At 70.1% G+C, this 21,198-nt stretch carries 20 protein-coding genes and 1 riboswitch; of the genes, 11 read left to right on the top strand and 9 right to left on the bottom strand.

Going from position 1 to position 21,198, the window contains the following annotated elements; all coding sequences use genetic code 11:
- Positions 1 to 22: 22 nt before the first annotated feature.
- The gene (locus C6Y14_RS05210) at positions 23 to 724 is read left to right on the top strand and encodes a pentapeptide repeat-containing protein (protein WP_107015314.1); all 702 of its coding nucleotides are present in this window, start codon (positions 23 to 25) and stop codon (positions 722 to 724) included.
- 371 nt (positions 725 to 1,095) lie between these two features.
- Here C6Y14_RS05210 and C6Y14_RS05215 read toward each other — a convergent pair whose 3' ends face one another.
- Positions 1,096 to 1,596 carry a hypothetical protein gene (locus tag C6Y14_RS05215; RefSeq protein ID WP_107015315.1) on the bottom strand — a complete coding sequence of 167 codons (501 nt, stop codon included), beginning with the start codon at positions 1,594 to 1,596 and terminating at the stop codon, positions 1,096 to 1,098.
- A 37-nt stretch (positions 1,597 to 1,633) separates the two neighbouring features.
- Between C6Y14_RS05215 and C6Y14_RS05220 the strand changes: the two genes are divergently transcribed.
- Positions 1,634 to 3,037, top strand: coding sequence for a M1 family metallopeptidase (locus C6Y14_RS05220; protein ID WP_225890914.1), 1,404 nt, complete (start codon positions 1,634 to 1,636; stop codon positions 3,035 to 3,037).
- Positions 3,038 to 3,139: 102 nt separating this feature from the next.
- Here C6Y14_RS05220 and C6Y14_RS05230 read toward each other — a convergent pair whose 3' ends face one another.
- Together C6Y14_RS05230 and C6Y14_RS05235 are read right to left on the bottom strand one after the other, a co-directional pair.
- Positions 3,140 to 3,655 (bottom strand): GNAT family N-acetyltransferase, encoded by a 516-nt coding sequence (locus C6Y14_RS05230; protein WP_107015317.1) that lies wholly within the window; start codon positions 3,653 to 3,655, stop codon positions 3,140 to 3,142.
- Between the two features lie 300 nt (positions 3,656 to 3,955).
- A complete protein-coding gene (locus C6Y14_RS05235; protein WP_107015318.1) occupies positions 3,956 to 4,531 on the bottom strand; it encodes a TerD family protein in 576 nt (191 codons plus the stop codon).
- 248 nt (positions 4,532 to 4,779) lie between these two features.
- Here C6Y14_RS05235 and arfB point away from each other — a divergent pair, with 248 nt between their 5' ends.
- A complete protein-coding gene (arfB, locus tag C6Y14_RS05240) occupies positions 4,780 to 5,208 on the top strand; it encodes an alternative ribosome rescue aminoacyl-tRNA hydrolase ArfB (RefSeq protein ID WP_107015319.1) in 429 nt (142 codons plus the stop codon).
- 225 nt (positions 5,209 to 5,433) lie between these two features.
- On the opposite strand, the gene C6Y14_RS05245 is transcribed toward arfB, so the two are convergent.
- Positions 5,434 to 5,997, bottom strand: coding sequence for a flavin reductase family protein (locus tag C6Y14_RS05245; RefSeq protein ID WP_199854640.1), 564 nt, complete (start codon positions 5,995 to 5,997; stop codon positions 5,434 to 5,436).
- A 326-nt stretch (positions 5,998 to 6,323) separates the two neighbouring features.
- Here C6Y14_RS05245 and cdgB point away from each other — a divergent pair, with 326 nt between their 5' ends.
- Both cdgB and C6Y14_RS05255 read left to right on the top strand, forming a co-directional pair.
- Complete coding sequence (cdgB, locus tag C6Y14_RS05250; RefSeq protein ID WP_107015320.1) at positions 6,324 to 8,024, top strand: diguanylate cyclase CdgB; 1,701 nt, start codon at positions 6,324 to 6,326, stop codon at positions 8,022 to 8,024.
- A 118-nt stretch (positions 8,025 to 8,142) separates the two neighbouring features.
- Entirely contained in the window at positions 8,143 to 9,135 is a 993-nt protein-coding gene (locus C6Y14_RS05255) for a carbohydrate-binding protein (protein ID WP_107015321.1), read from the top strand.
- Positions 9,136 to 9,306: 171 nt separating this feature from the next.
- Here the strand turns inward: C6Y14_RS05255 and C6Y14_RS05260 are convergent, their stop codons facing one another.
- The 3 genes from C6Y14_RS05260 to C6Y14_RS05270 form a co-directional block, all read right to left on the bottom strand.
- The gene (locus C6Y14_RS05260; protein WP_107015322.1) at positions 9,307 to 10,236 is read right to left on the bottom strand and encodes a 1-phosphofructokinase family hexose kinase; all 930 of its coding nucleotides are present in this window, start codon (positions 10,234 to 10,236) and stop codon (positions 9,307 to 9,309) included.
- Positions 10,237 to 10,370: 134 nt separating this feature from the next.
- Positions 10,371 to 11,501: an N-acetylglucosamine-6-phosphate deacetylase gene (gene nagA, locus C6Y14_RS05265; protein WP_225890955.1), complete on the bottom strand. Its 1,131-nt coding sequence runs from the start codon at positions 11,499 to 11,501 to the stop codon at positions 10,371 to 10,373.
- Between the two features lie 119 nt (positions 11,502 to 11,620).
- The gene (locus C6Y14_RS05270; protein WP_107015323.1) at positions 11,621 to 12,562 is read right to left on the bottom strand and encodes an ROK family protein; all 942 of its coding nucleotides are present in this window, start codon (positions 12,560 to 12,562) and stop codon (positions 11,621 to 11,623) included.
- 182 nt (positions 12,563 to 12,744) lie between these two features.
- Here C6Y14_RS05270 and C6Y14_RS05275 point away from each other — a divergent pair, with 182 nt between their 5' ends.
- From C6Y14_RS05275 to otsB, 3 genes are all read left to right on the top strand, one after another.
- Entirely contained in the window at positions 12,745 to 14,010 is a 1,266-nt protein-coding gene (locus C6Y14_RS05275) for an ABC transporter substrate-binding protein (protein ID WP_450152387.1), read from the top strand.
- A 147-nt stretch (positions 14,011 to 14,157) separates the two neighbouring features.
- Entirely contained in the window at positions 14,158 to 14,397 is a 240-nt protein-coding gene (locus C6Y14_RS05280) for a DUF3263 domain-containing protein (protein ID WP_107015324.1), read from the top strand.
- Positions 14,398 to 14,426: 29 nt separating this feature from the next.
- Positions 14,427 to 15,287, top strand: coding sequence for a trehalose-phosphatase (gene otsB, locus C6Y14_RS05285; protein ID WP_107015325.1), 861 nt, complete (start codon positions 14,427 to 14,429; stop codon positions 15,285 to 15,287).
- Positions 15,288 to 15,438: 151 nt separating this feature from the next.
- On the opposite strand, the gene C6Y14_RS05290 is transcribed toward otsB, so the two are convergent.
- Positions 15,439 to 16,863, bottom strand: coding sequence for an alpha,alpha-trehalose-phosphate synthase (UDP-forming) (locus C6Y14_RS05290; RefSeq protein WP_107015326.1), 1,425 nt, complete (start codon positions 16,861 to 16,863; stop codon positions 15,439 to 15,441).
- A gap of 320 nt (positions 16,864 to 17,183) precedes the next feature.
- Positions 17,184 to 18,131, bottom strand: coding sequence for a glucosyl-3-phosphoglycerate synthase (locus tag C6Y14_RS05295; protein WP_107015806.1), 948 nt, complete (start codon positions 18,129 to 18,131; stop codon positions 17,184 to 17,186).
- A gap of 175 nt (positions 18,132 to 18,306) precedes the next feature.
- Positions 18,307 to 18,464: riboswitch (SAM riboswitch) on the top strand.
- Positions 18,465 to 18,479: 15 nt separating this feature from the next.
- Between C6Y14_RS05295 and thrC the strand changes: the two genes are divergently transcribed.
- From thrC to C6Y14_RS05310, 3 genes are all read left to right on the top strand, one after another.
- Complete coding sequence (thrC, locus tag C6Y14_RS05300) at positions 18,480 to 19,802, top strand: threonine synthase (protein ID WP_107015327.1); 1,323 nt, start codon at positions 18,480 to 18,482, stop codon at positions 19,800 to 19,802.
- Between the two features lie 131 nt (positions 19,803 to 19,933).
- Entirely contained in the window at positions 19,934 to 20,209 is a 276-nt protein-coding gene (locus C6Y14_RS05305; protein ID WP_107015328.1) for a MoaD/ThiS family protein, read from the top strand.
- A 475-nt stretch (positions 20,210 to 20,684) separates the two neighbouring features.
- Positions 20,685 to 20,891: a cold-shock protein gene (locus tag C6Y14_RS05310; protein ID WP_007493268.1), complete on the top strand. Its 207-nt coding sequence runs from the start codon at positions 20,685 to 20,687 to the stop codon at positions 20,889 to 20,891.
- The last annotated feature ends 307 nt before the right edge of the window (positions 20,892 to 21,198 follow it).

A 21,198-nucleotide genomic window follows, 5' to 3' on the forward strand; every position in this document is an offset into this window, starting at 1 on the left:
TGGTGGGGTGCAGGATGGGGGGATGGTGAGCAGAGCGGCGAAGGCCGGTTCGAAGGCGGGCGCGGGGGTCAAGGGTGCGCGGCGGCCGGAGGTGCGGCTGCCGTCGTTGGAGTCGTACGGGGGTGGGGAGCTGGAGCCCGACGGGGACTATGACGGGCTGCTGTTCGGCGAGCTGGATTTCGTGGGGCAGGACGGCGGGGGTGCGCGGTTCATGGACTGCGCGCTGACGGGGTGCGCGGTCGATGAGACGCGGCTGCATCATGCGCGGGTGCTGGATTCCGTGCTCACCGGGTTGCGGGGGGTGGGGACGGACTTCGGGTCGGCGACCTTCCGGGATGTGGAGGTGGTCGATGCCCGGCTGGGCGGGGTGCAGATGCATGGGGCCGTGCTGGAGCGGGTGGTCTTCCGTGGGGGGAAGATCGACTACCTGAATCTGCGGGAGGCGCGGATCCGGGACGTGGTGTTCGAGGGGTGTGTGCTGGTCGAGCCGGACTTCGGGGGTGCTCGGCTGGAGCGGGTGGAGTTCGTGGACTGTGTGCTGAAGGGGGCGGACTTCAGCGGGGTGTCGTTGACGGACGTGGATCTGCGGCGGGCGGCCGAGGTGGGGTTCGCGCGGGGGGTCGATCGGCTGGCGGGGGCTGTGATCAGTCCGGCGCAGTTGTTGGATCTGGCGGGGGTGTTTGCTGCGGAGGTGGGGGTTCGGGTGGTGGGGGTTGAGGTGTGAGGGTCCCTGCGGGGGGTTTGACGGGGGTTGGGACGGTGGGGGGTGGGAGCGGGCCGTGCCGGTACGTCGAGTCCGCCGCCCCCGTGCATACGGCCCTTCGTTGGAGGGTCTGACTTTTTTGCGGGAGCCGTACGCGGCGGACTTTCGACGTACCGGCACGGCCCGCTCCCGGGTGTCGTCGCCGGGTGCCGGCCGTCGTCTTTCAGCCCGTACGGCGTTCGGCGGCTGTCTGTCTTGCGGTCCGTTTGGGTTTTGCGCGTTCGCCTGTTGGCTGGGGTGGCGGTCGTCGTTCTTCAGCCCGTCCGGCGTTTGAGGACGAGGCCGTTCAGGCCGGTGGGGGGTCTGGGGGCGCAGCCCCCAGGGCGTCCGGCTCAGGGGAGTCTGGGGAAGCGGGCTTCCAGGTTCCAGATGGCCGGGTTGTCCCGGAGCCCCTCGTGGAGGTCTGTGAGGTCGGCCAGGACGTCGTGGAGGAAGTCCCGTGCCTCGCGGCGCAGTTCGGTGTGGGAGAAGGTGAGCGGGGGCTCCTCCACCGGCATCCAGTCCGACTCGATGTCCACCCAGCCGAAGCGGCGCTCGAAGAGCATGCGGTCGGTGGACTCGGTGAAGTCCAGTTCGGCGCGCTGGGGGCGGGATGCCCTGCTGCCCATGGGGTCCTGGTCGAGTTGTTCGACGATGTCGCACAGGGCCCAGGCGAAGTCGAGCACCGGCACCCATCCCCAGCCTGTGGACAGCTCCCTGTCCGCCTTCGTGTCGGCGAGGTAGACGTCTCCGCAGAACAGGTCGTGGCGCAGGGCGTGGACGTCCGCGCGGCGGTAGTCGGTCTGCGGGGGGTCCGGGAAGCGGGAGGAGAGGGCGTAGCCGATGTCGAGCACGTGGGTGATGGTGTCACGCCGTTCTAGGATCGCCCCCATGCCCCGGTCTGCTCGCTTTGGTCTTGTTGTTGTTTTGCTGGCCTGCCTGCTGGTCGGTTGTGATGGGGGTGTGGAGGGTGTCGCGGGGGGCTCCGGGGTGCGGGATCCGTACTTTCCCAAGGCGGGGAACGGAGGGTACGACGTCACGCATTACGGGCTCACGCTCGACTACGAGCCGAAGTCCCGGCGGCTGGTGGGGGAAGCCGAGATCCGGGCTCGGGCGGAGCAGGATCTCAGCGCGTTCAACCTTGATCTGAAGGGGATGGACGTGCGCTCCGTCGAGGTGGACGGGGAGCCGGCTCGGTTCAATCGCAGTGGTGATCATGAGCTGACCGTTCGGCCGCGTAGGGATCTGGACGGCGGGGATTCCTTCGTGGCGGTCGTGCGCTACGAGGGCGTGCCGGAGGTCGTCACCGATCCCGATGGGTCGGAGGAGGGGTGGCTGCCTACCGAGGACGGGGCTCTGGGGCTGGGGGAGCCCACCGGGTCCATGGCGTGGTTCCCCGGGAACCATCATCCGAGCGACAAGGCCTCGTACGACATCGTGGTGGACGTGCCCGAGGGGCTGGAGGCCGTTTCCGTCGGGGAGTTGCGGAAGAGGACGGTCAAGGGTGGGCGGGCTGTCTTCGGGTGGCGGGTTTCGGAGCCCGTGGCTTCCTATGTGGTGACCGTGGCCGTGGGAGAGTTCGAGATTCGTCGGTCGAGGGCGGGGCGGCTGCCTGTCTATGTGGCTGTGGATCCTGATCAGGCGGCGGACAGTGCCGAGGTGCTCGATCGCATTCCCGAGGTCATGGAATGGGCCGAGGACTACTTCGGGCCGTATCCGTTCTCATCGACGGGCGCGATCGTGGAGCGGGAGGACGACGCCGGGTACGCCCTGGAGACCCAGAACCGGCCCGTCTTCCCCGGTGCGCCCGGCGTGGAACTTCTCGTGCACGAGCTGGTCCATCAGTGGTACGGGAACTCCGTCACCCCGAAGTCCTGGCGTGACATGTGGCTGAACGAGGGCTTCGCCACGTATGCCGAGTGGCTGTGGAACGAGGACCACGGCGGGGACTCCGCACAGGACGTCTTCGACGCGCTGTACGACGGGGACTACTTCGAGAAGGAGGCGGAGAGTGATGCCGTCTGGGACTTTCCGCCCGCCCGGCCGCCGAGCGCCGCGCGGATCTCCGACAGTCCTGTGTACGAGCGCGGGGCCATGGTGTTGCACAAGGTGCGGCAGGCGGTCGGCGACGAGGTGTTCTTCGGCATCCTGCGGGGGTGGGCCGCCGAGCGGCGGCACGGCAACGCGGACACCGACGACTTCACCGCCTATGTGGAGAAGACTGCGCCGGACGAGGACTTCTCGGGGATCTGGGACGACTGGCTGTACGGGAAAGGGCGGCCCGCGCGTCCCTGAGGCGCGTGCCCCGGCAGAGGGACAGAGGGACAGAGGGACAGAGGGGCAGAGGGGCAGAAGGACAGAGGGGCAAAGGGGCAAAGGGGCAAAGGGGCAGAGGGGCTAGTTAAGGATTTTGCGTAGTACCGCGCAGGGGCGGCCCAGTTGGCGGTCCTTGCGGTGGCCGATCGTCTTGTAGCCGATCGTTGTCCAGAAGGCGAAGGCGCCGGGGTTGTTGTCCAGGGCCGCCAGACGCACGGCGTCCCGGCCCGCCTCGCGGAAGCGGTCCTCGATGCGTGCCGCCAGCTGCCGTCCGTGGCCCTTGCCCTGGTGGGCCGCGTCGACCAGCAGCAGGCCGATCCACGGGTCGGGGTCGCCCGGGTCCGGGTGGTGGGCGAGCGTGATCGCGACCGCGACGAGTTGTCCGGCGCTGCGGGCCTGCAGGACCTCCACGTCCGGGTTCGCCAGCTCGTCCGCCAACGCCTTCGCGACCTGCTCCGGGCGGATGTCGTGCGGGTCGGGGAAGTCGCCGCTGAGGGCGTAGAACGCGTGGTTCGAGGCGTAGAGCGCGGTGAGTTCGGTCAGGAGGGGGCCCGGTAGGTCGTGGTCCGGGGTGAGGGGGAGCGGTTCGAGGATCACGCCCGGAAGGGTAGGCGCTCCGCTGGGGGGCGGGGGTGATCTTGGGTTGGCGTTCGGGTGCGGGGCGGTGGGGGTGAGCCGCGCAGTTCCCCGCGCCCCTTAGGGGCGTGTCGGTGTGCGTGGTCCCGCGTCCTTGGGGAGTGGCGTTCGGGTGCGGGCTGGTGGGGGTGAGCCGCGCAGTTCCCCGCGCCCCTTTGGGGCGTCGGTTTGTGGGGCGTGCATAGAGGGGGCTGTGTGACCGAGGGGGTCGGTCCGGCTGCAGCCGGACCGACCCCCTCGAAACGTCGTGCGCGCGCTGGATCAGACGTTGACGCCGAAGTCCTTCGCGATGCCCGTCAGGCCGGACGCGTAGCCCTGGCCGACCGCGCGGAACTTCCACTCGGCGCCGTTGCGGTACAGCTCGCCGAAGACCATGGCCGTCTCGGTGGCCGCGTCCTCCGAGAGGTCGTAGCGGGCGATCTCGGTGCCGCCGGCCTGGTTCACGATGCGGATGTACGCGTTGCGGACCTGGCCGAAGTTCTGCGAGCGCGTCTCGGCGTCGTAGATGGAGACCGGGAAGACGATCTTGTCGATGTCGGCGGGGAGGCCCGCGAGGTTGACGTTGATCGCCTCGTCGTCGCCGGCGCCTTCACCCGTGCGGTTGTCGCCCGTGTGGACGATCGTCTGGTCCGGGGTCTGCTTGTTGTTGAAGAAGATGAAGTGGGCGTCCGAGTAGACCTTGCCCTCGGGGTTGACCGCGATGGCCGAGGCGTCCAGGTCGAAGTCGGTTCCCGTGGTGGAGCGGACGTCCCAGCCGAGGCCCACGGTGACGGCGGTCAGGCCCGGAGCCTCCTTGGTGAGCGAGACGTTGCCACCCTTGGACAGGCTTACAGCCATTGTTGGGAGTCCTTCCCTCGTTATTCGTGCGTACGGATCGTGCGGTGCTGCGCGTCGGGCTTCGTACGGGACGAAGCTACCGCCAACCCTAAGAACGCCGATGGGGGTCCCCAGGGTTCCGCTCCTCTTTACTTTCTTTACCTGCGGGGTCGGAGGGTCCCCTCCGAGGGGCCGAGGGGCGGGTCGGTGACCGTTCCGGTGCCGAAAAGCTGGTGACGTGGACCGGACAGACAAGGGACCATGGGTCCATGTCCGGTCCCTACGTCATCCGTGGCTCCGTCTCGCTGCCCGAGGCCGAGCTGATGTGGCGTTTCTCGCGCTCCTCCGGGCCGGGCGGCCAGCACGTCAACACGACCGACTCGCAGGTCGAACTGCGCTTCGACCTCGCGAAGACCCAGTCGCTGCCGCCGGTGTGGAAGGAGCGGGCACTCGCCAGGCTCGCCGACCGGCTGGTCGACGGGGTCGTCGCCGTGCGCGCCTCCGAGCACCGGTCCCAGTGGCGCAACCGGGAGACGGCGGCCGTGCGGCTCGCCTCCCTGCTCGCCGAGGCCAGTGCCCCGCCGCCCAGGGCCCGCCGCGCCACCCGTATTCCGCGGGGAATCAATGAGCGCCGGCTTCGCGAGAAGAAACAGCGGGGCGACACGAAGCGCGGGCGTTCCGGGCGCGACTGGGGATGAGGGAAAGGGGTGCCGGGCGGGCCTGGTGCTTCTTCCGGGGGTCTTCCGGTGCTTCTTTGTACGCAGTGCTCTGTTCGCCCTGCCGGTGACGCCCGGCAGGGGTTTTCCGACGGCGGAAGAAAAGCCCGGAGGAAAGTGGGGCGGGCGCGGGTCCCGCTTCACATTTGTACACGGTTGTACGCGGTCGTGTGCGGTCGAATGTCCTTCGGTGAGCCTGGGAAAGGCCTAGTCCAAGTGACGGTAACGGCCGCGGAAATACGTGAGCGGGCCGCCTTCGGTGGTCAGCAGTGAGGACGTCAGGACGCGGCCGATCACCAGGGTGTGGTCGCCCGCGGTGACCCGCTGCTCGGTGCGGCACTCCAGGGTCGCCAGGGCGCCGTCCAGCAGGGGCGCGCCTGACTCCTTCCCCCGGACGTACGGCACGTCCGCGAAGAGCAGGCGGTCCGAGATGCGGTTCTTCATGGCGAAGCGGCTCGCGACGGAGCTCTGGCCCTCGGCGAGCAGGGAGACCGCCCACAGGGGCTGTTCGTCGAGCAGGTCGTCCATGCGGGAGCCCTCGCGCAGGCCGATGAGGACCAGGGGCGGGTCCAGGGACACGGACATGAAGGAGGTCGCCGTCATGCCGACGTCCTCGCCGCTGGGGCCGTCCGGGTCGGCCTGCGGCTCGTGCGCGGTCACCAGGACCACGCCGGCGGCCAGCCGGGACATGGCCGCGCGGAACTCGTCGTTGCTCACCCCCACAGCATGCACGGGCGGGGCGGGCGGAGCGGCAGAGGGAGTGTTCAGCACACGAAGACGCTATTCTCCGCCGACGACGGACACATCCGACCAACGTCGGAACCGGGTCCTAGGACTGAAGTGGGAGTGTGACCCGTATCTCTTACCAGGCGCGCGCACATGTTCCACAAATTTGCGTTCAGTAAACGCACCGCGAAAACACAGAAACTCTACTCAATTGTTCATCTTCACCTGTGACTTGAGTCACAGGTGCCATAATTTGTTGACCCTGTGTACCGAGTGGGCAGCGCGCTGTGATTCAGTGGCGGGGAAGCTGGCAGGGAGTAGGCGGGGAGAGAGCCCTGGAGTTGCTGTCGAGGTCTTCGAGGGGAGGGCGAATGGAGACCGAGTCGGAGCCGTACGTCCGCCTTGCGACCCTGCGGCAGCTGCACACGGTCATGGCGGACATGAACACGGCCCGCAGCCTGGCCGACACGCTGCAGACCGTGGCCGACGGAGTCGTCAACGGCCTCGGCTACGAACTGGCCGCCGTCAACCTCGTCCAGCCCGACGGCGACCTGGTGGTCGCCGCCCTCGCCGGGAACTCCGCAGCCGAGGCGCTCATCACCGGCCGCACCGGCTCCCGCGAGTCCTGGGAGCGCCGGCTGAACATGGGAGAGGCCTGGGGCGACCTGCGGTTCATACCGCACACCGAGGGCTGGGTCCTCGACGAGGACGACGTCCCGCAGTGGTACACCGACGGCCCCGAACCCCGCTTCGAGGACGAGTGGCACCCCGCCGACCGGCTCTTCGCCCCCATGTACACGCCGAGCGTCCCGAGCGGCTCCTGCGGTGAGCTGATAGGCGTCCTGTCCGTGGACCGTCCGCGCAACGGACGGCATCCGGGCGCATGGGGCCGAGAGGCCCTGCAGATGTACGCGTTCCAGGCCGCCATCGCCATCAGCAACGCCCGTCTACGAGGCAACATGCAGCGCGCGCTGGTCCGCCTTGAGCGCGAGCAGCAGGCGCTGCGGGCCAGTGAGGAAAGCTTCCGGCAGGCCTTCGAGTACGCGCCCTCCGGCATGGCCGTCGCCGAGATGGGCGGCGACCAGCACGGCCGGATCCTGCGCACGAACGACGCGCTGTGCCGGCTCCTTGGCCGCCCCGCCTCCTCGATGCGCCGCTACGCGTTCTCCGACCTCGTCCACCCCGAGGACATCGGCACCCTGCTCAGGACCTCCGCCGAGGGCGGGCGCGCCGAGCTGCGGCTCTGTCGCCGCGACGGTACGTACGTGTGGGTGTCGCTGCGCAACAGCGTGGTCGCCGACGCCGCCGACGGGCCGCGGTTCCTGCTCACCCACGTCGAGGACATCGAAGAGCGCAAGCGCCGCGAGCTGCAGCTCGCCCACCGCGCCTCGCACGACTCGCTCACCGGCCTGCCGAACTCCGCGGAGCTGCGCTCCCGGCTCGCCGCCCGGCTGTGCGCCCGCCCCACGGCCATGGAACCCGGCGTGGTCGACACGATCGACGCGGCGTACGGGGAAGTGGTGGCCGCGCGCAACGCGAGCGCCAACGGGTACGACGTGAACGCCTACGACGTCAACGGGCACGGCTTCGACTACCGGCCGGTCCCGGACGCCCTGGACGCGTACGACCACCATGTGCACACCGTCACACCCGAGGGGGAGCGCGACGACGGCACGAAGGGGCTCGCGGTGCTCTTCTGCGACCTCGACGGCTTCAAGTCGATCAACGACCGCTTCGGGCACAACGCCGGTGACTACGTCCTGATCGAGGTGGCCCGCCGGCTGGGCGGCGCCGTGCGTGACGGCGACACGGTCGCCCGGCTCGGCGGCGACGAGTTCGTGGTGCTCGCCGACGGGCTCGGCCGGGCCGACGCGGAGGACCTCGCGGTGCGGCTGCGCAACGAGATAATCCAGCCGATCAGGGTCGACGGACGGGCCATGCGGGTCGGCGCCAGCTTCGGTATCGGGTGGGCACACTGCGGCATGACGGCGGACGAGGTCTTGCAGTCCGCTGACGAGCGGATGTACGTAGAGAAACGTTCTCGTCCCAAAGCGCACAGGCGTGCGGGCTGATCCGCAGGTCAGCGCTGTCATGCGAGCTGAGTCACCCGTTTGGGGCATCGGAACCGGGTAGGCTCGCCTTTCGATCCCCCGTACCGCATCTGTACCGCACCCGCTAGGAGACCAAGGGATGACGCCCGGCAACAACGGCGCGAGCACGCCCGAGGACGACGACCCGTTCGGCTATCTCTACGAGGACGGGAAGGCCGCCGGAGCCCAGCCGCCGAGCGGCGGTGGTGGTTACGGCTACCCAGGCTCCGTCAACCGGGTGCGTCCGGTCGGTGAGCGCCAGTACGGCCAGTCCGCCGCGCAGGCCGCCCCCACCGCGCAGTACGGGCAGGTCCCGCAGCAGCAGGGCACGTACGGGCAGCAGGGGCAGCAAGGGCAGTACGGGCAGCCGAACGCGAACTACGCCACCTCCGAGAACTTCTCCGGCGGCGCGCCCACCACGCACCAGCAGACGCACGGCGGCCGGGGCGGTGGCGGCCGGGGCCGCGGGCCCAACACCAAGGGTCTGCTCATCGGCGCCGTCGCCGTGGTCGCGGCCGTGGTGATCGGCATCGCCATCGCGATGACGGGCGGTGACTCGGACGACGACAAGAGCGGCGACGACACCGCGGGCCCGACCACGTCGGCAGGCCAGAGCGCCGAGCCGAGCGAGACGTCCAGCAAGGAGGCCGACGAGCCGGCCGAGCTGCCCGACATCGACGCGAAGGCCCTGAAGCTCGGCGCCGGTGTGACGACCGCCTCGGACATCAAGGGCGCGAGCGCGGCGGGCGGCATCTACGTGACCGGCCTCAACCAGGTCGGCGCCGAGGTCACCTGGACCGTCAACGGCATCCCGAAGGCCGGTACGTACACGGTCTTCACGAAGTACAGCGTTCCCGGCAAGGACGCGAAGATGACGCTCACCGTGAACGGCAAGGAGTTCGGCACCAAGCTGAACCTGGGCAACTTCGCTCAGGCCAAGGAGAACGAGTGGGAGAAGGGGTGGACGGAGACGTACTCCTGGCCCACTCTCACCAAGGGCACGAACACGATCTCCATCTCCTGTCAGGAGGGGGACGACTGTGACGTGCTCCTCGACCAGCTTCGGCTGAAGGCCGGGCAGGTCAAGAACTGAGCGTTGATTCTGGCTTTCCACTTGCCGTGGTGGTCGGGTGCGGGTCCGGTGGGGGCCGTTCGCGCAGTTCCCCGCGCCCCCATCAGGGGCGCGGGGAACTGCGCAATCTTTTGTCTTGCAGGGGGCGCAGCCCCCACCGGGCCGCACCCGATGAACGACCCGCGCGGAGCGCTACGCCGCGGTTGGCTGGCTCGTCACGGATATGCGTGCCAGCAACTCCTCGTAAGCCGCGCGGTCGAACTCCCCGGCCACCGGGGCCAGTACCGTCGCCGCGGACAGGGCTACCGCTCGGGCCAGGCGGTCCGGCCAGGGGAGTTTCTCCACCAGGCCCGACAGCAGGCCCGCGACCGCCGAGTCCCCGGCGCCCGTCGGATTGCCGCGGACCGGCCGGGGCGGGGCCGCGCGCCAGTCGCCGTCGGGCGTGCGGGCCAGCAGCCCCTCCGCGCCGAGGGACGCCACCACCGCGTGCGCCCCGCGTCGGCGCGCGTCCCGCGTGGCCTGCGAAGGGTCGTGCGAGCCGGTCAGCTCGGCCAGTTCGTCCGCGTTCGGCTTGACGATGTCGGGGCGGGCCGCGATCCCCCGCCGCAACGGCTCCCCGCTCGTGTCGAGCAGCACCGGAACCGCCAACGCGCGGGCCGTGCGCACGAGTTGTGCGTACGCCCCGACCGGCACCCCGGGTGGCAGGCTGCCGCACAGGGCCACCGCCGAACAGGAGCGCAGCAGGACCTCGTACGCCTCCTGGAAGTCGGCCCACTCGGCGGGGGTGATCTCCGGGCCCGGTTCGTTGAGTTGAGTCGTGTCACCGGTCGTCGTGTCGGCCACCGCGATCGTGCGGCGGGTCGAGCCGCTCACCGGCACCAGCGCGTCGACGACATCCGGCGTCCGCGCGAGCCCGGCCCGCAGGGCCCGCCCGGTGACGCCGCCCACGAAGCCCGTCACGGTCACCTCATGCCCGAGGGCCGCGAGCACCCGGGCCACGTTCAGGCCCTTACCGCCGGGCCGTTCGGTCATCTCGTCGACCCGGTGGGACGCGTGGGGCCGCAACTCCCGTACGCGGTACGTGATGTCGAGAGCGGTGTTCAGCGTGACCGTGAGGAGCAACCGGGCCGACCTCCCTCGTTCTGGACGCGCTCGCCTGGTGCGCGTGCGGGTGCCACGGGTGTGCTTGTCCGACAGCCCGACAGTCCAACGGTCCGATCATGCCAAAGGCGACGGCTGTCGGCCCAGCCCCCGGCTCAGGCGGTCTGAGGTTCGACCAGCCATTCGCCCCGGCGCATCACACCCTTGAGTTCGAAAGCGGAGTTCAGGACCACCAGGTCGGCGTCCTTGCCCGGCTCCAGCGAACCCACCCGGTCGTACAGGCCCAACTGCCGTGCCGGATTGGCGGAGATGGCCGCGACGACGTCCTCTACGGGCAGCCGGTCCACGGTCACCGCGCGCTTGAAGGCCCGGTCCAGGGTCAGCGTGGAGCCCGCGATCGAACCGCCCTCCACCAGCCGCGCCACACCGTCCGCGACCTCGACCTCCAGCGGGCCGAGCATGTAGCGGCCGTCGCCGAAGCCCGCCGCGTCCATCGCGTCCGTGATGAACGCCACCCGTCCGCCGCCCGCGTGATGGAACGCCAACTGCAGGGAGGCCGGGTGCAGGTGGACGCCGTCGTTGATCAGCTCGACGGTGATCCGCTCGTCCTCCAGCAGCGCCGCGATCGGGCCCGGCGTGCGGTGGCCGAGCACGGGCATCGCGTTGAACAGGTGCGTCGCCACGGTCGCGCCCGCGTCGATGGCCTCCACCGTCTGCTCGTACGTGGCGTCCGTGTGCCCGATCGCCGCGATGACGCCGTGCTCGACGAGGAGGCGTACGGAGTCGATGCCGCCCGGGAGTTCGGTGGCGAGGGTGACCATGCGGGCCTGGCCGCGCGCCGCGTCGATCAGCTTGCGGACCTCCGACGGGTCGGGGTCGCGCAGCAGCTTCTCGGAGTGCGCTCCCTTGCGGCACGGGGAGATGAACGGGCCCTCGAAGTGGACGCCCGCGATGTCGCCCTGCTCGGCCAGTTCGGAGAGCAGCCCCGCGCGCTGGGCCAGGCCGTCCATGTCGCCGGTGACCGTGGAGGCGACGAGGGTCGTCGTGCCGTGCGCGCGGTGGGTGCGGATGCCCTGGAGGATCTCCTCGACCGTGCCCGAGGTGAAGGAGGCTCCGCCGCCGCCGTGGTTGTGCATGTCCACGAAGCCGGGGACCACGTAGTGACCTGAGAGGTCTCGGCGGGGGGTGTCCTCGGGAGCGCTCCCGGCGATGTGCGTGCCGTCGATGATCACGCGGCCGTTGGGCACGGTGCCGGTGGGGAGAACTACGGTCGCTCCGGTGAGGATCGTCGGGTGCGGGCCGGTGGGGGTCGGGCGCGCCCCCGCGGCGGAGCCGCGTGGTGTCACGCCCCGCGCCCCTGACGGGGCGCCCTCGTGCGGGGCGGTCGGAGACATGCGCTCAGTGGTCATCGGGCGGATACCTCCGGAGTGGTGGCCAGCAGGTCCCAGGCGAGGAGGCCCGCGCCGAGGCAGCCGGCCGTGTCCCCCAGTGCCGCGGGGACGATGGACGGCAGTTTCTGGAAGGTGACGCGCCGCTCGACCGCGGCCCGCAGTGGTGTGAACAAGGTTTCCCCCGCCTCGGCGAGACCGCCACCGATGATCAGGACGCGCGGGTCCAGCAGGGTGAGCGCGGTGACGAGTCCGTCGGCGAGCGCGTCCACCGCGTCCTGCCAGACCGCCCGCGCGCGGGGATCGCCGGAGTCGACGGCCTTCGCGCAGTCCGCCGCGTCCGCCTCCCGGTCGCCGGAGGCCTCGGCCCACGCCTCGCTGACGGCGGCGGCCGACGCGTACCGCTCCAGGCAGCCGTGCTGTCCGCACGGACAGGGGGCGCCACCGGGGCGTACGACGACATGGCCGATCTCGCCCGCGAAACCGTGCGCGCCCGCTTCCACCCGGCCGTCGATGCCGATCGCGCCGGCGATGCCCGTGCCCAGCGGTACGAACAGGAAGCGGTCCGCGCCCTGGCCGGCCCCGATCCGGCCCTCGGCGAGGCCACCGGTGCGTACGTCGTGGCCGAGGGCGACCGGTGCCCCGTGCAGCCGTTCGCTGAGGAGCTTGCGCAGTGGTACGTCGCGCCAGCCGAGGTTGGCCGCGTAGGCGGCGATGCCGCGGTCGGCGTCCACGATGCCGGGGACGGCGACGCCCGCGGCCGCCGCGGGCTCGCCGAGGTGCTCCTCGCCGTGCGCGCGCAGGTCGGCGGCGAAGGCGAGGATCGACTCGACGACGGAGTCCGGGCCGCGCTCCCGGCCCGTCGAGCGGCGGGCCTGGTGCAGCAGCTCGCCGTCCGCCCCCACGAGGGCGGCCTTCATTCCGGTGCCGCCCACATCCAGGGCGATGACGTGTCTCACACGTACAGTGTCGCCCCTTACCCCGTGAGAGGTCTAGTCCACTTACGTGGTGTAGACCTTAGAGCGAAAATTGCGATTCGAAAGTTTGGGATCGCATGAGCGAATCGGTGTGATACGCGGGCACTTGGGCACGCGGACGCCCGGGTGTGCTCATCGGACGAACAGGGTTGAGGACGGCAGTAGTGCAGCGGCGAGTGACAAGTCTGATCGCGGTGGCGTCCGCACTGGGTGTGACCGCGGCCCTCGGAGGCTGCGGAAGTTCCGCCGAGTCCGGGGACGTCACGCTGAAACTCGTGGCGGCCGACTACGGCGACTCCAAGGCGAACAGCTCACAGAAGTACTGGGACAAGCTGACCCAGGCCTACGAGGCGAAGCACCCCGGCGTGGACGTCGAGGTCAGCGTGTACTCCTGGAACGACGTCGACGCCAAGGTCAAGGCGATGGTCGACGCGGGCGACCCGCCCGACCTGGCCCAGGTCGGCGCGTACGCCGACTACGCCGACGCGGGGGAGCTCTACCGCGCCGGCGACGTGCTCTCCATAGACACCCAAGCCGACTTCGTGTCGCAGCTGTCCGCGGCCGGAGAGATAAACCGGACGCAGTACGGCATGCCGTTCGCCTCCTCCACCCGGCTGCTCTTCTACAACAAGACCCTCTTCGCCGACGCCGGCCTCACCCCGCCGGAGAGCTGGAACGACCTCGCCTCCGACGCGGCGGCCCTCAAGGCCAAGGGCGTGAAGTACCCGTACGCCCTGCCGCTGGGGCCGGAGGAGGCGCAGGCCGAGACGCTGATGTGGCTGCTCAGCGGCGGCGACGGGTACACCGACACGGTCGGCTCCTACAGCCTCGACTCCCCGCAGAACATCGACACCTTCACCTGGCTCAAGGAGGAGCTCGTCGACAAGGGCCTCACCGGGCCGGTCGCGCCCGCGAAGCTCAACCGCGCGGACGCCTTCGCGGCGTTCACACGCGGCGAGGTCGGCATGCTGAACGGCCACCCGACGCTGATGAAGGCCGCCGCGGCGAAGGGCGTGAAGTTCGGCATGGTGCCGATGCCCGGCGCGAAGGGGCGTTCCAAGGCCACGATGGGTGTCGCCGACTGGATGATGGCGTTCAAGAAGAACGGGCACAAGGAGCAGATCGGGGACTTCCTCGACTACGTGTACAGCGACGAGAACGTCCTTGAGTTCTCCCACGAGTACGACCTGCTGCCCGTCACGACGTCCGCGTCCGAGGCGATGGCCCTCGACAAGGACGACGCGGACCTCGTCGACTTCCTCGGCGAGCTGCCCAATGCCGAGCTGTATCCCGTGGGACAGACGTCCTGGGCGGCGGTCAGCGCGGACATCAAGCAGCGGATCGGTGAGGCGGTCGGCGCGGAGGGGGATCCGGGGACTGTGCTGGGGCAGTTGCAGAGGGCTGCTTCTGCCGCTCAGAACGCGGGGTGACTCCGTCGGGTGTGGGTGGCTTCGTCGGGTGCGGGTCGGTGGGGGCTGGTCGCGCCGTTCCCCGCGCCCCTTGGGGGCTGCGCCCCCTTAAAGGCAAAAGATTGCGCCGTTCCCCGCGCCCCTTTGTCTGGGGTTAGCGTTGGGCGTATGGGTGATCAGGAGCTGACTGCGCAGGAGCGGGACGTGCTTGCGTTGGAGGGGCGGGGGTGGGAGTCGCCCGGGGCCAAGGAGCGGGCCGTCCGGGAGGAGCTGGGGATCGCGCCGGTTCGCTACTACCAGTTGCTGAACGCCCTGCTGGACGCGGAGCGGGCCCTCGCCTACGACCCGGTGACGGTCAACCGCCTGCGGCGCGTTCGTGAGGTACGCAGGAGCGAGCGGGAGGCGTAAGACCCCACCTCGGCGGATAGGGTCGCAGCATGGCCAGCCACCCCGACCCATCGTCGCTGCCGAGCCCCGTGACCACGGCGGGCCGAGACGGCCTCGCCGCGATCCTCGCGCGGCCCCGCAAGGCCGTCCTCGCCTTCGACTTCGACGGCACGCTCGCGCCGATCGTCCCCGACCCCGAACAGGCCCGCGCCCACCCGGACGCCGTACCGGCCCTGGCGGCGCTGGCCCCGAAGGTGGCGTCGGTGGCCGTGGTCACCGGCAGGCCGGCGTCGGTCGCCGTGCGGTACGGCGGCTTCGCCGGGGTCCCGGGCCTCGACCACCTCGTCGTGCTCGGCCACTACGGGGCGGAGCGCTGGGACGCGGTCACCGGTACGGTCCGGGCCCCCGCGCCGCACCCCGGCGTCGCCGCGGCCCGCGCCGAACTGCCCGGATTCCTCGACGGCATCGGGGCCTGGCAGGGCAGCTGGATCGAGGAGAAGGGCAGGGCCGTCGCGGTCCACACCCGCCGCGCACAGGACCCGCAGGCCGCCTTCGAGGCACTGCGCGAACCGCTGGCCCGGCTGGCCCACCAGCACGGCCTGATCGTCGAACCGGGGCGCATGGTCCTGGAGCTGCGTCCGGCGGGCATGGACAAGGGCGTCGCCCTCGGCGCGTACGTGCGCGATGTCGGTGCCGAGTCGGTCATGTACGTCGGCGACGACCTCGGCGACCTGCCGGCCTTCGCCGCCGTCGAAAAACTCCGCTCCGACGGCATCCCGGGCCTCCTGGTCTGCAGCGGCAGCACAGAGGTGACGGAACTGGCCGACCGCGCAGACCTGGTGGTGGACGGCCCGGAGGGCGTCGCACGACTGCTCACGACCCTGGCCACCCACTTGGCGCCACCCCACTAGGAAGCCCGCCAGGGCCCCCTGAGGGGCGCGGGGAACAGCGCAATCTTTTGCCTTTAGGGGGCGCGGGGAACGGCGCAATCTTTTGCCTTCAAGGGGCGCGGGGAACTGCGCGACCAGCCCCCACCCGCCCGCAGATGACCACGACCCGGCGTCAGCCACCCGCCCCCGCGGAGCGCAGCGCGTGCAACTGGTCCAGGAACCACTGCGCCGGAGGCAGCGCGGTCGCCGCAACAGCCAACCGCTTCGTCCGCTCGGCCCGCTCAGCGAGAGGCACCGTCAACGCCTCGTGCAACGCCTCCGCCGTGGCCGACACGTCGTACGGGTTCACGACAACCGCGTCCTCGCCCAACTCCTCATACGCCCCCGCCTCCCGCGACAGCACCAGCACGCACCCGTCGTCGGACACGACGGGAACCTCCTTCGCGACGAGGTTCATCCCGTCACGGATGGGGTTCACGAGGGCCACGTCGGCCAGCCGGTACGCCGCGAGCGAGCGCGCGAAGTCGTCCTTCACGTGCAGCACGACCGGCGTCCAGCCGTCCGTCCTGTACACGGAGTTGATCTCGTCGGCGACCCGCTGCACCTCGGCCGTGTAGTCGCGGTACACCGCGAGGTCCTGCCGCGACGGGTACGCGAACGCCACGTGCACCACCCGCTCGCGCCACTCGGGCCGGTCGTCCAGCAGCTGCCGGTACGCCAGCAGGCCGCGCACGATGTTCTTCGACAGCTCGGTGCGGTCCACCCGCACGACGGTCTTCCGGGGGCTGCCGTCGGGCGCGCTGCCGATCTGCTCGCGCAGCGCGGCCATCCGTTCGTCGACGTCCGCGCGGTGCGAGCGCTCGCGCAGGAAGTCCGCGTCGGCGCCGAGGCCGTGCACGCCGATCTGCGTGTCCTGGTCGAAGTCGTCGCCCAGTACGGCCCGACAGCACTCCGTGAACGCGTCCGCCCACCGCCGGGTCAGGAACGCGGCCCGGTCGGCGCCGAGGATCCCGTCGAGGACCTTCGCCGCGATGTCGTCCGGGAGGAGCCGGAAGTAGTCCGGCGGGGCCCACGGGGTGTGCGAGAAGTGCCCGATCCGCAGGTCGGGACGGAGTTCGCGGAGCATCCGCGGGACCAGTGTCAGGTGGTAGTCCTGTACGAGGACCGCGGCGCCGTCCGCCGCCTCCTCGGCCAGTGCCTCGGCGAAGGCCTGGTTGTACGTCTCGTAGGCCGCCCACTGGCGCCGGAAATCCGCGTCGAAGACGGGTTCCAGGGGGGTCTGGTAGAGCATGTGGTGGACGAACCACAGCGCGGAGTTCGCGATGCCGTTGTACGCGGCGGCGTGGGTGTCGGCGTCGATGTCGAGCATCCGGACGCCGTCCTCGCCCACGCCGCGCCGGACGGCCTCGCGGTCGCCGTCACCGAGGGCCGAGCAGACCCACAGGGCGCCCGCGTCGGGGCCGATGGCGGAGAGGCCCGACACGAGTCCGCCTCCGCCGCGCTTGGCCGTGAGCTCGCCGGACTCGTCCTTCGTGTACGAGACCGGGCCGCGGTTGGACGCGACGAGGACGGGGTGTGTGCCGTGGGTGGGAGCCATGACTCGAAATCTAGCCGCACCCTTAACCGCTCAAACGTTCCACTCGCCGTGGACGGGAGGTCGTGGGTCACGTGGCCGCCGGTGGGGGCGGGCCGCGCCGTTCCCCGCGCCCCTAAAAGCCAAAAGATTGCGCCGTTCCCCGCGCCCCTGAGGAGCGCCCCGGAGGGCGCGCCCCTGGGGGCGCGGGGAACTGCGCGGCTCACCCCCACCGGGCCCGCGGCCCGACGACGGTGCTGCCCCTCTCAAGGGGCGCGGAGGACTGCGCGAACGGCCCCCACCGGGCCGCACCCGACGACGGCGCACCCCGCGGAGCGGTACCGCTAGGCCGCGCGTCGCGACACGTACTCCCGGATGTCGGTCATCGGAGGGCGTTCCTCCAGGTCCACCGAGTACGTCCGTGGCTCGAAGCCGCGTTCCCCCCGCACGAACTGCGTCAACGCCGGCCGGATCATGTGCCCGCGCGCGAGCCGCAGCTGAGCCGTGCGGTAGATCGCCGCGGACATCCGCCCGAGCGCCTGCCCGTCCTGGTGCCGGTGCTTGCGCACACCCACGTCGACCTGCGCGAGGGCGTCCAGGCCGACCAGGTGCAGGGAGTCGACCAGCATGCCGAGCTCCACCCCGTAGCCCACGGGGAACGGGAGCCGTTCGAGGAGCGAGCGGCGGGCCGCGTACTCCCCGCCCAGCGGCTGCACGAAGCCGGCCAGCTGCGGCCAGTGCATGTTGAGCAGCGGCCGGGCCATGAGTTCCGTCACCCGGCCCCCCTGACCCGACGCGGAGCCCAGCGGACGGTCGTACATCGCCTTGACGAGGTCCACGCCCGGGTCGGTGAGCAGCGGGCCGACGATCCCGGAGACGAAGTCCGCCGAGAACTCCTTCAGGTCCGCGTCGACGAAGGCCACGATGTCCCCGCGGGTGACGAGCAGCGAGCGCCACAGCACCTCGCCCTTGCCGGGCACGGCCGGGATCCGGGGCAGGATCTCGTCCCGGTGCACGACACGGGCGCCCGCGGCGGCGGCGACCTCGGAGGTGCGGTCCGTCGAACCCGAGTCGATGACCACGATCTCGTCGACGAGCGGCACCCGCGCGGTCATCAGCTCACGGCGGATCACGGCGACGATCTCGCCGACGGTCTCCTCCTCGTTGAGCGCGGGCAGTACGACACTGACCGTGGAGCCCGTGGACCGCTTCGCGGCGATCAGCTTCTTGAGCGGGCGGTCCTCGACGGACCAGGAGCGCGTGCTCAGCCAGCGCTCGACGTCTTCCAGCACGTGCGGCTCTCCCTTGCGTTCATCGGGATGCGTGCGTCCCGCCGCGACGGAAACCGGTGTGACGGTCATCTCGCGGTTCGGACGGCTCTCTCCACCATCCATGCCGTCGGTTACAGTCTTGAACAACGCTGATGACCATCGCATGTCGGGGGTCGTTGCGTGGACAACTACATACCGCTCATCCAGAGGGGCAGAGGGATACGGCCCGTTGAAGCCCCGGCAACCCTCCAGCCGGTCTCGTCCTGATCATTGTTGATCAGTGCAGCGAGGCTCCCGGCTCGGGAAGGTGCCAAATCCGTCTCATGGCGAAGTGCGTCGTGAGGAAGATGAGGAAAGGGCCTCGCCTCCATGGCTGCGCAGACAGTTGCAAGCACCACGAACTCCACCCCCGCCTCTGCCGCGGACTCCGCGAACGCCGTCGATCTCGGTCCGGCCGCCGCGCTCTCCTGCCGCGAGTGCGGCCACCGCGTACCGCTCGGTCCGGTCTTCGCCTGCGAGGAGTGTTTCGGCCCGCTGGAGATCGCGTACGACTTCTCCGGTTACGACACCGAGGAACTCCGCAAGCAGATCGAAGCCGGTCCCGCGAACATCTGGCGGTACGCGCCGCTGCTGCCCGTCCCCGCGGACGTGGCGGACAAGCCGAACATCAACCCCGGCTGGACCAAGCTCGTCCAGGCCGACAACCTGGCGCGTGAGCTGGGCGTCGACGCCGGCAAGCTCTTCGTCAAGGACGACTCCGGCAACCCGACGCACTCCTTCAAGGACCGCGTCGTCGCCCAGGCGCTGGAGGCCGCGCGCGCCTTCGGCTTCACCACGCTCTCCTGCTCCTCCACCGGCAACCTCGCGGGCGCGGTGGGCGCCGCCGCCGCGCGGGCCGGCTTCCGTTCCTGCGTGTTCATCCCGCACGACCTGGAGCAGGGCAAGGTCGTCATGGCCGCGGTCTACGGCGGCGAGCTCGTCGGCATCGAGGGCAACTACGACGACGTGAACCGCTTCTGCTCCGAGCTGATCGGGGACCCGGCCGGCGAGGGCTGGGGCTTCGTCAACGTCAACCTGCGGCCGTACTACGCGGAGGGCTCCAAGACCCTGGCGTACGAGATCTGTGAGCAGCTCGGCTGGCGGCTGCCGGACCAGCTGGTCGTGCCGATCGCCTCCGGCTCGCAGCTGACGAAGATCGACAAGGGCCTGAAGGAGCTGATCCAGCTCGGCCTCGTCGAGGACAGGCCGTACAAGATCTTCGGTGCCCAGGCCGAGGGCTGTTCACCGGTGTCCGTCGCCTACAAGGCCGGGCACGACGTCGTACGCCCGCAGAAGCCGAACACGATCGCGAAGTCCCTCGCCATCGGGAACCCGGCCGACGGCCCGTACGTGCTCGACATCGCCCGCCGCACGGGCGGGGCCGTGGAGGACGTGAACGACGACCAGGTCGTCGACGCGATCAAGCTGCTGGCGCGGACCGAGGGGATCTTCGCGGAGACCGCCGGCGGGGTGACGGTGGGGGTGGCGAAGAAGCTGATCGAGGCCGGTCTGCTCGATCCGACTCTGACGACTGTCGTCCTCAATACGGGGGACGGTCTGAAGACGCTGGACGCCGTCGCCTCCGACACGGGGCTGACCGCGACCATCCGTCCGAACCTCGACTCCTTCCATGAGGCCGGCCTCGGTTCTTGATCGTCGTTTGTACACTGCGGGCCGGTGGGGGCCGGCCGCGCCCCGCGGCGGAGCCGCACATGTCACCGCCCCGCGCCTCGAAAAGATGGGGGCGCCGTACCCCAGCCACGCCCGACCGGAGGTCCTGTTCCATGAGCGTCAACGTCCGCATCCCCACCATTCTGCGTACCTACACGGGTGGTCAGGCCGAGGTGGCCGCCGAAGGTTCGACCCTCGCCGAGGTCATCGCCGATCTGGAGAAGAACCACACCGGTATCGCGGCCCGTGTCCTGGACGACCAGGGCAAGCTGCGGCGGTTCGTCAACGTGTACGTGAACGACGACGACGTCCGCTTCGAGCAGGGGCTTGAGACGGCCACGCCGGACGGCGTCGGGGTCTCGATCATCCCGGCGGTCGCCGGAGGCTGAGCGCCCCGCCCGGTGCCCCGTCCGCCGCCCGCCCGGCGGTGCTGATGATTACCCTTGGTAATGCCGAACACGCAGAGTTCATCGAATTGCCCTCTCCGCGCCCGAAGCGGAGGGGGCAATTCTGTATGGTTGAGCGCGGTACAGTTGGGGAAGCTGCTTCGTTTCGCAAGGTCGGCGCATATGAGTTCGCGCCCGGGGCCCGACAAGAAGCAGCCAAAGTAACTGGTCATTTTGAGCCGTTTATGGCATTTACCGGGCCCGACTTGCCCTGAATCTTCGTAAATCCTTCACATATTTCCGATCAGCCGTGCCCGGAATTCTCGTCGGATTGACCTGTTGCAGACGGCAGTTGGACGGATACATTCAGCCGCGGTCGACGCGTTCCGGCGCACACCCCCAACCGTTGGGGGGTGAGGTCTGACCCGGATCCGCGAAGTGCGGGTCTGTGCAAGGGCCAGTAATAGGGGAGTTAGGCATGGCTCAGGGCACCGTCAAATGGTTCAACGCGGAGAAGGGGTACGGCTTCATCGCGGTCGACGGTGGTGCGGATGTATTCGTCCACTACAGCGCGATTCAGATGGACGGCTACCGCACCCTGGAAGAGGGTCAGCGGGTCGATTTTGAGATCTCGCAAGGCCAGAAGGGGCCGCAGGCGGACATGGTCCGGCTGGCGACCGGCTGAAGCACGCGCCGACTTACTGCAGCGACGTTCTTCTTCCGAAGGGCCCGTACCTCCCGGGTACGGGCCCTTCGGCATGCCCGGGTGCGGGCCCTCCGGTCTGCCCGGACACCGGTCGCGGCAGGCGGGGGCGCCCCGAGGTCACCGGGCGCCCCCGCCTCGCACCCCCTCCCACCTGCGGATCATCGAGAGGCGCTTGCACTCGCATGGGTCGAGTGCTAATCATTGGCGTTAGCACTCTGAAGGTGAGAGTGACAACGAGGACCGGGTCAGTGAGGCCCGCAGGCCGGGTGGGGCAAGGAACCACGAG

It is taken from the genome of Streptomyces dioscori (genome assembly GCF_003024195.1).
Classification (GTDB): Bacteria; Actinomycetota; Actinomycetes; order Streptomycetales; family Streptomycetaceae; genus Streptomyces; species Streptomyces dioscori.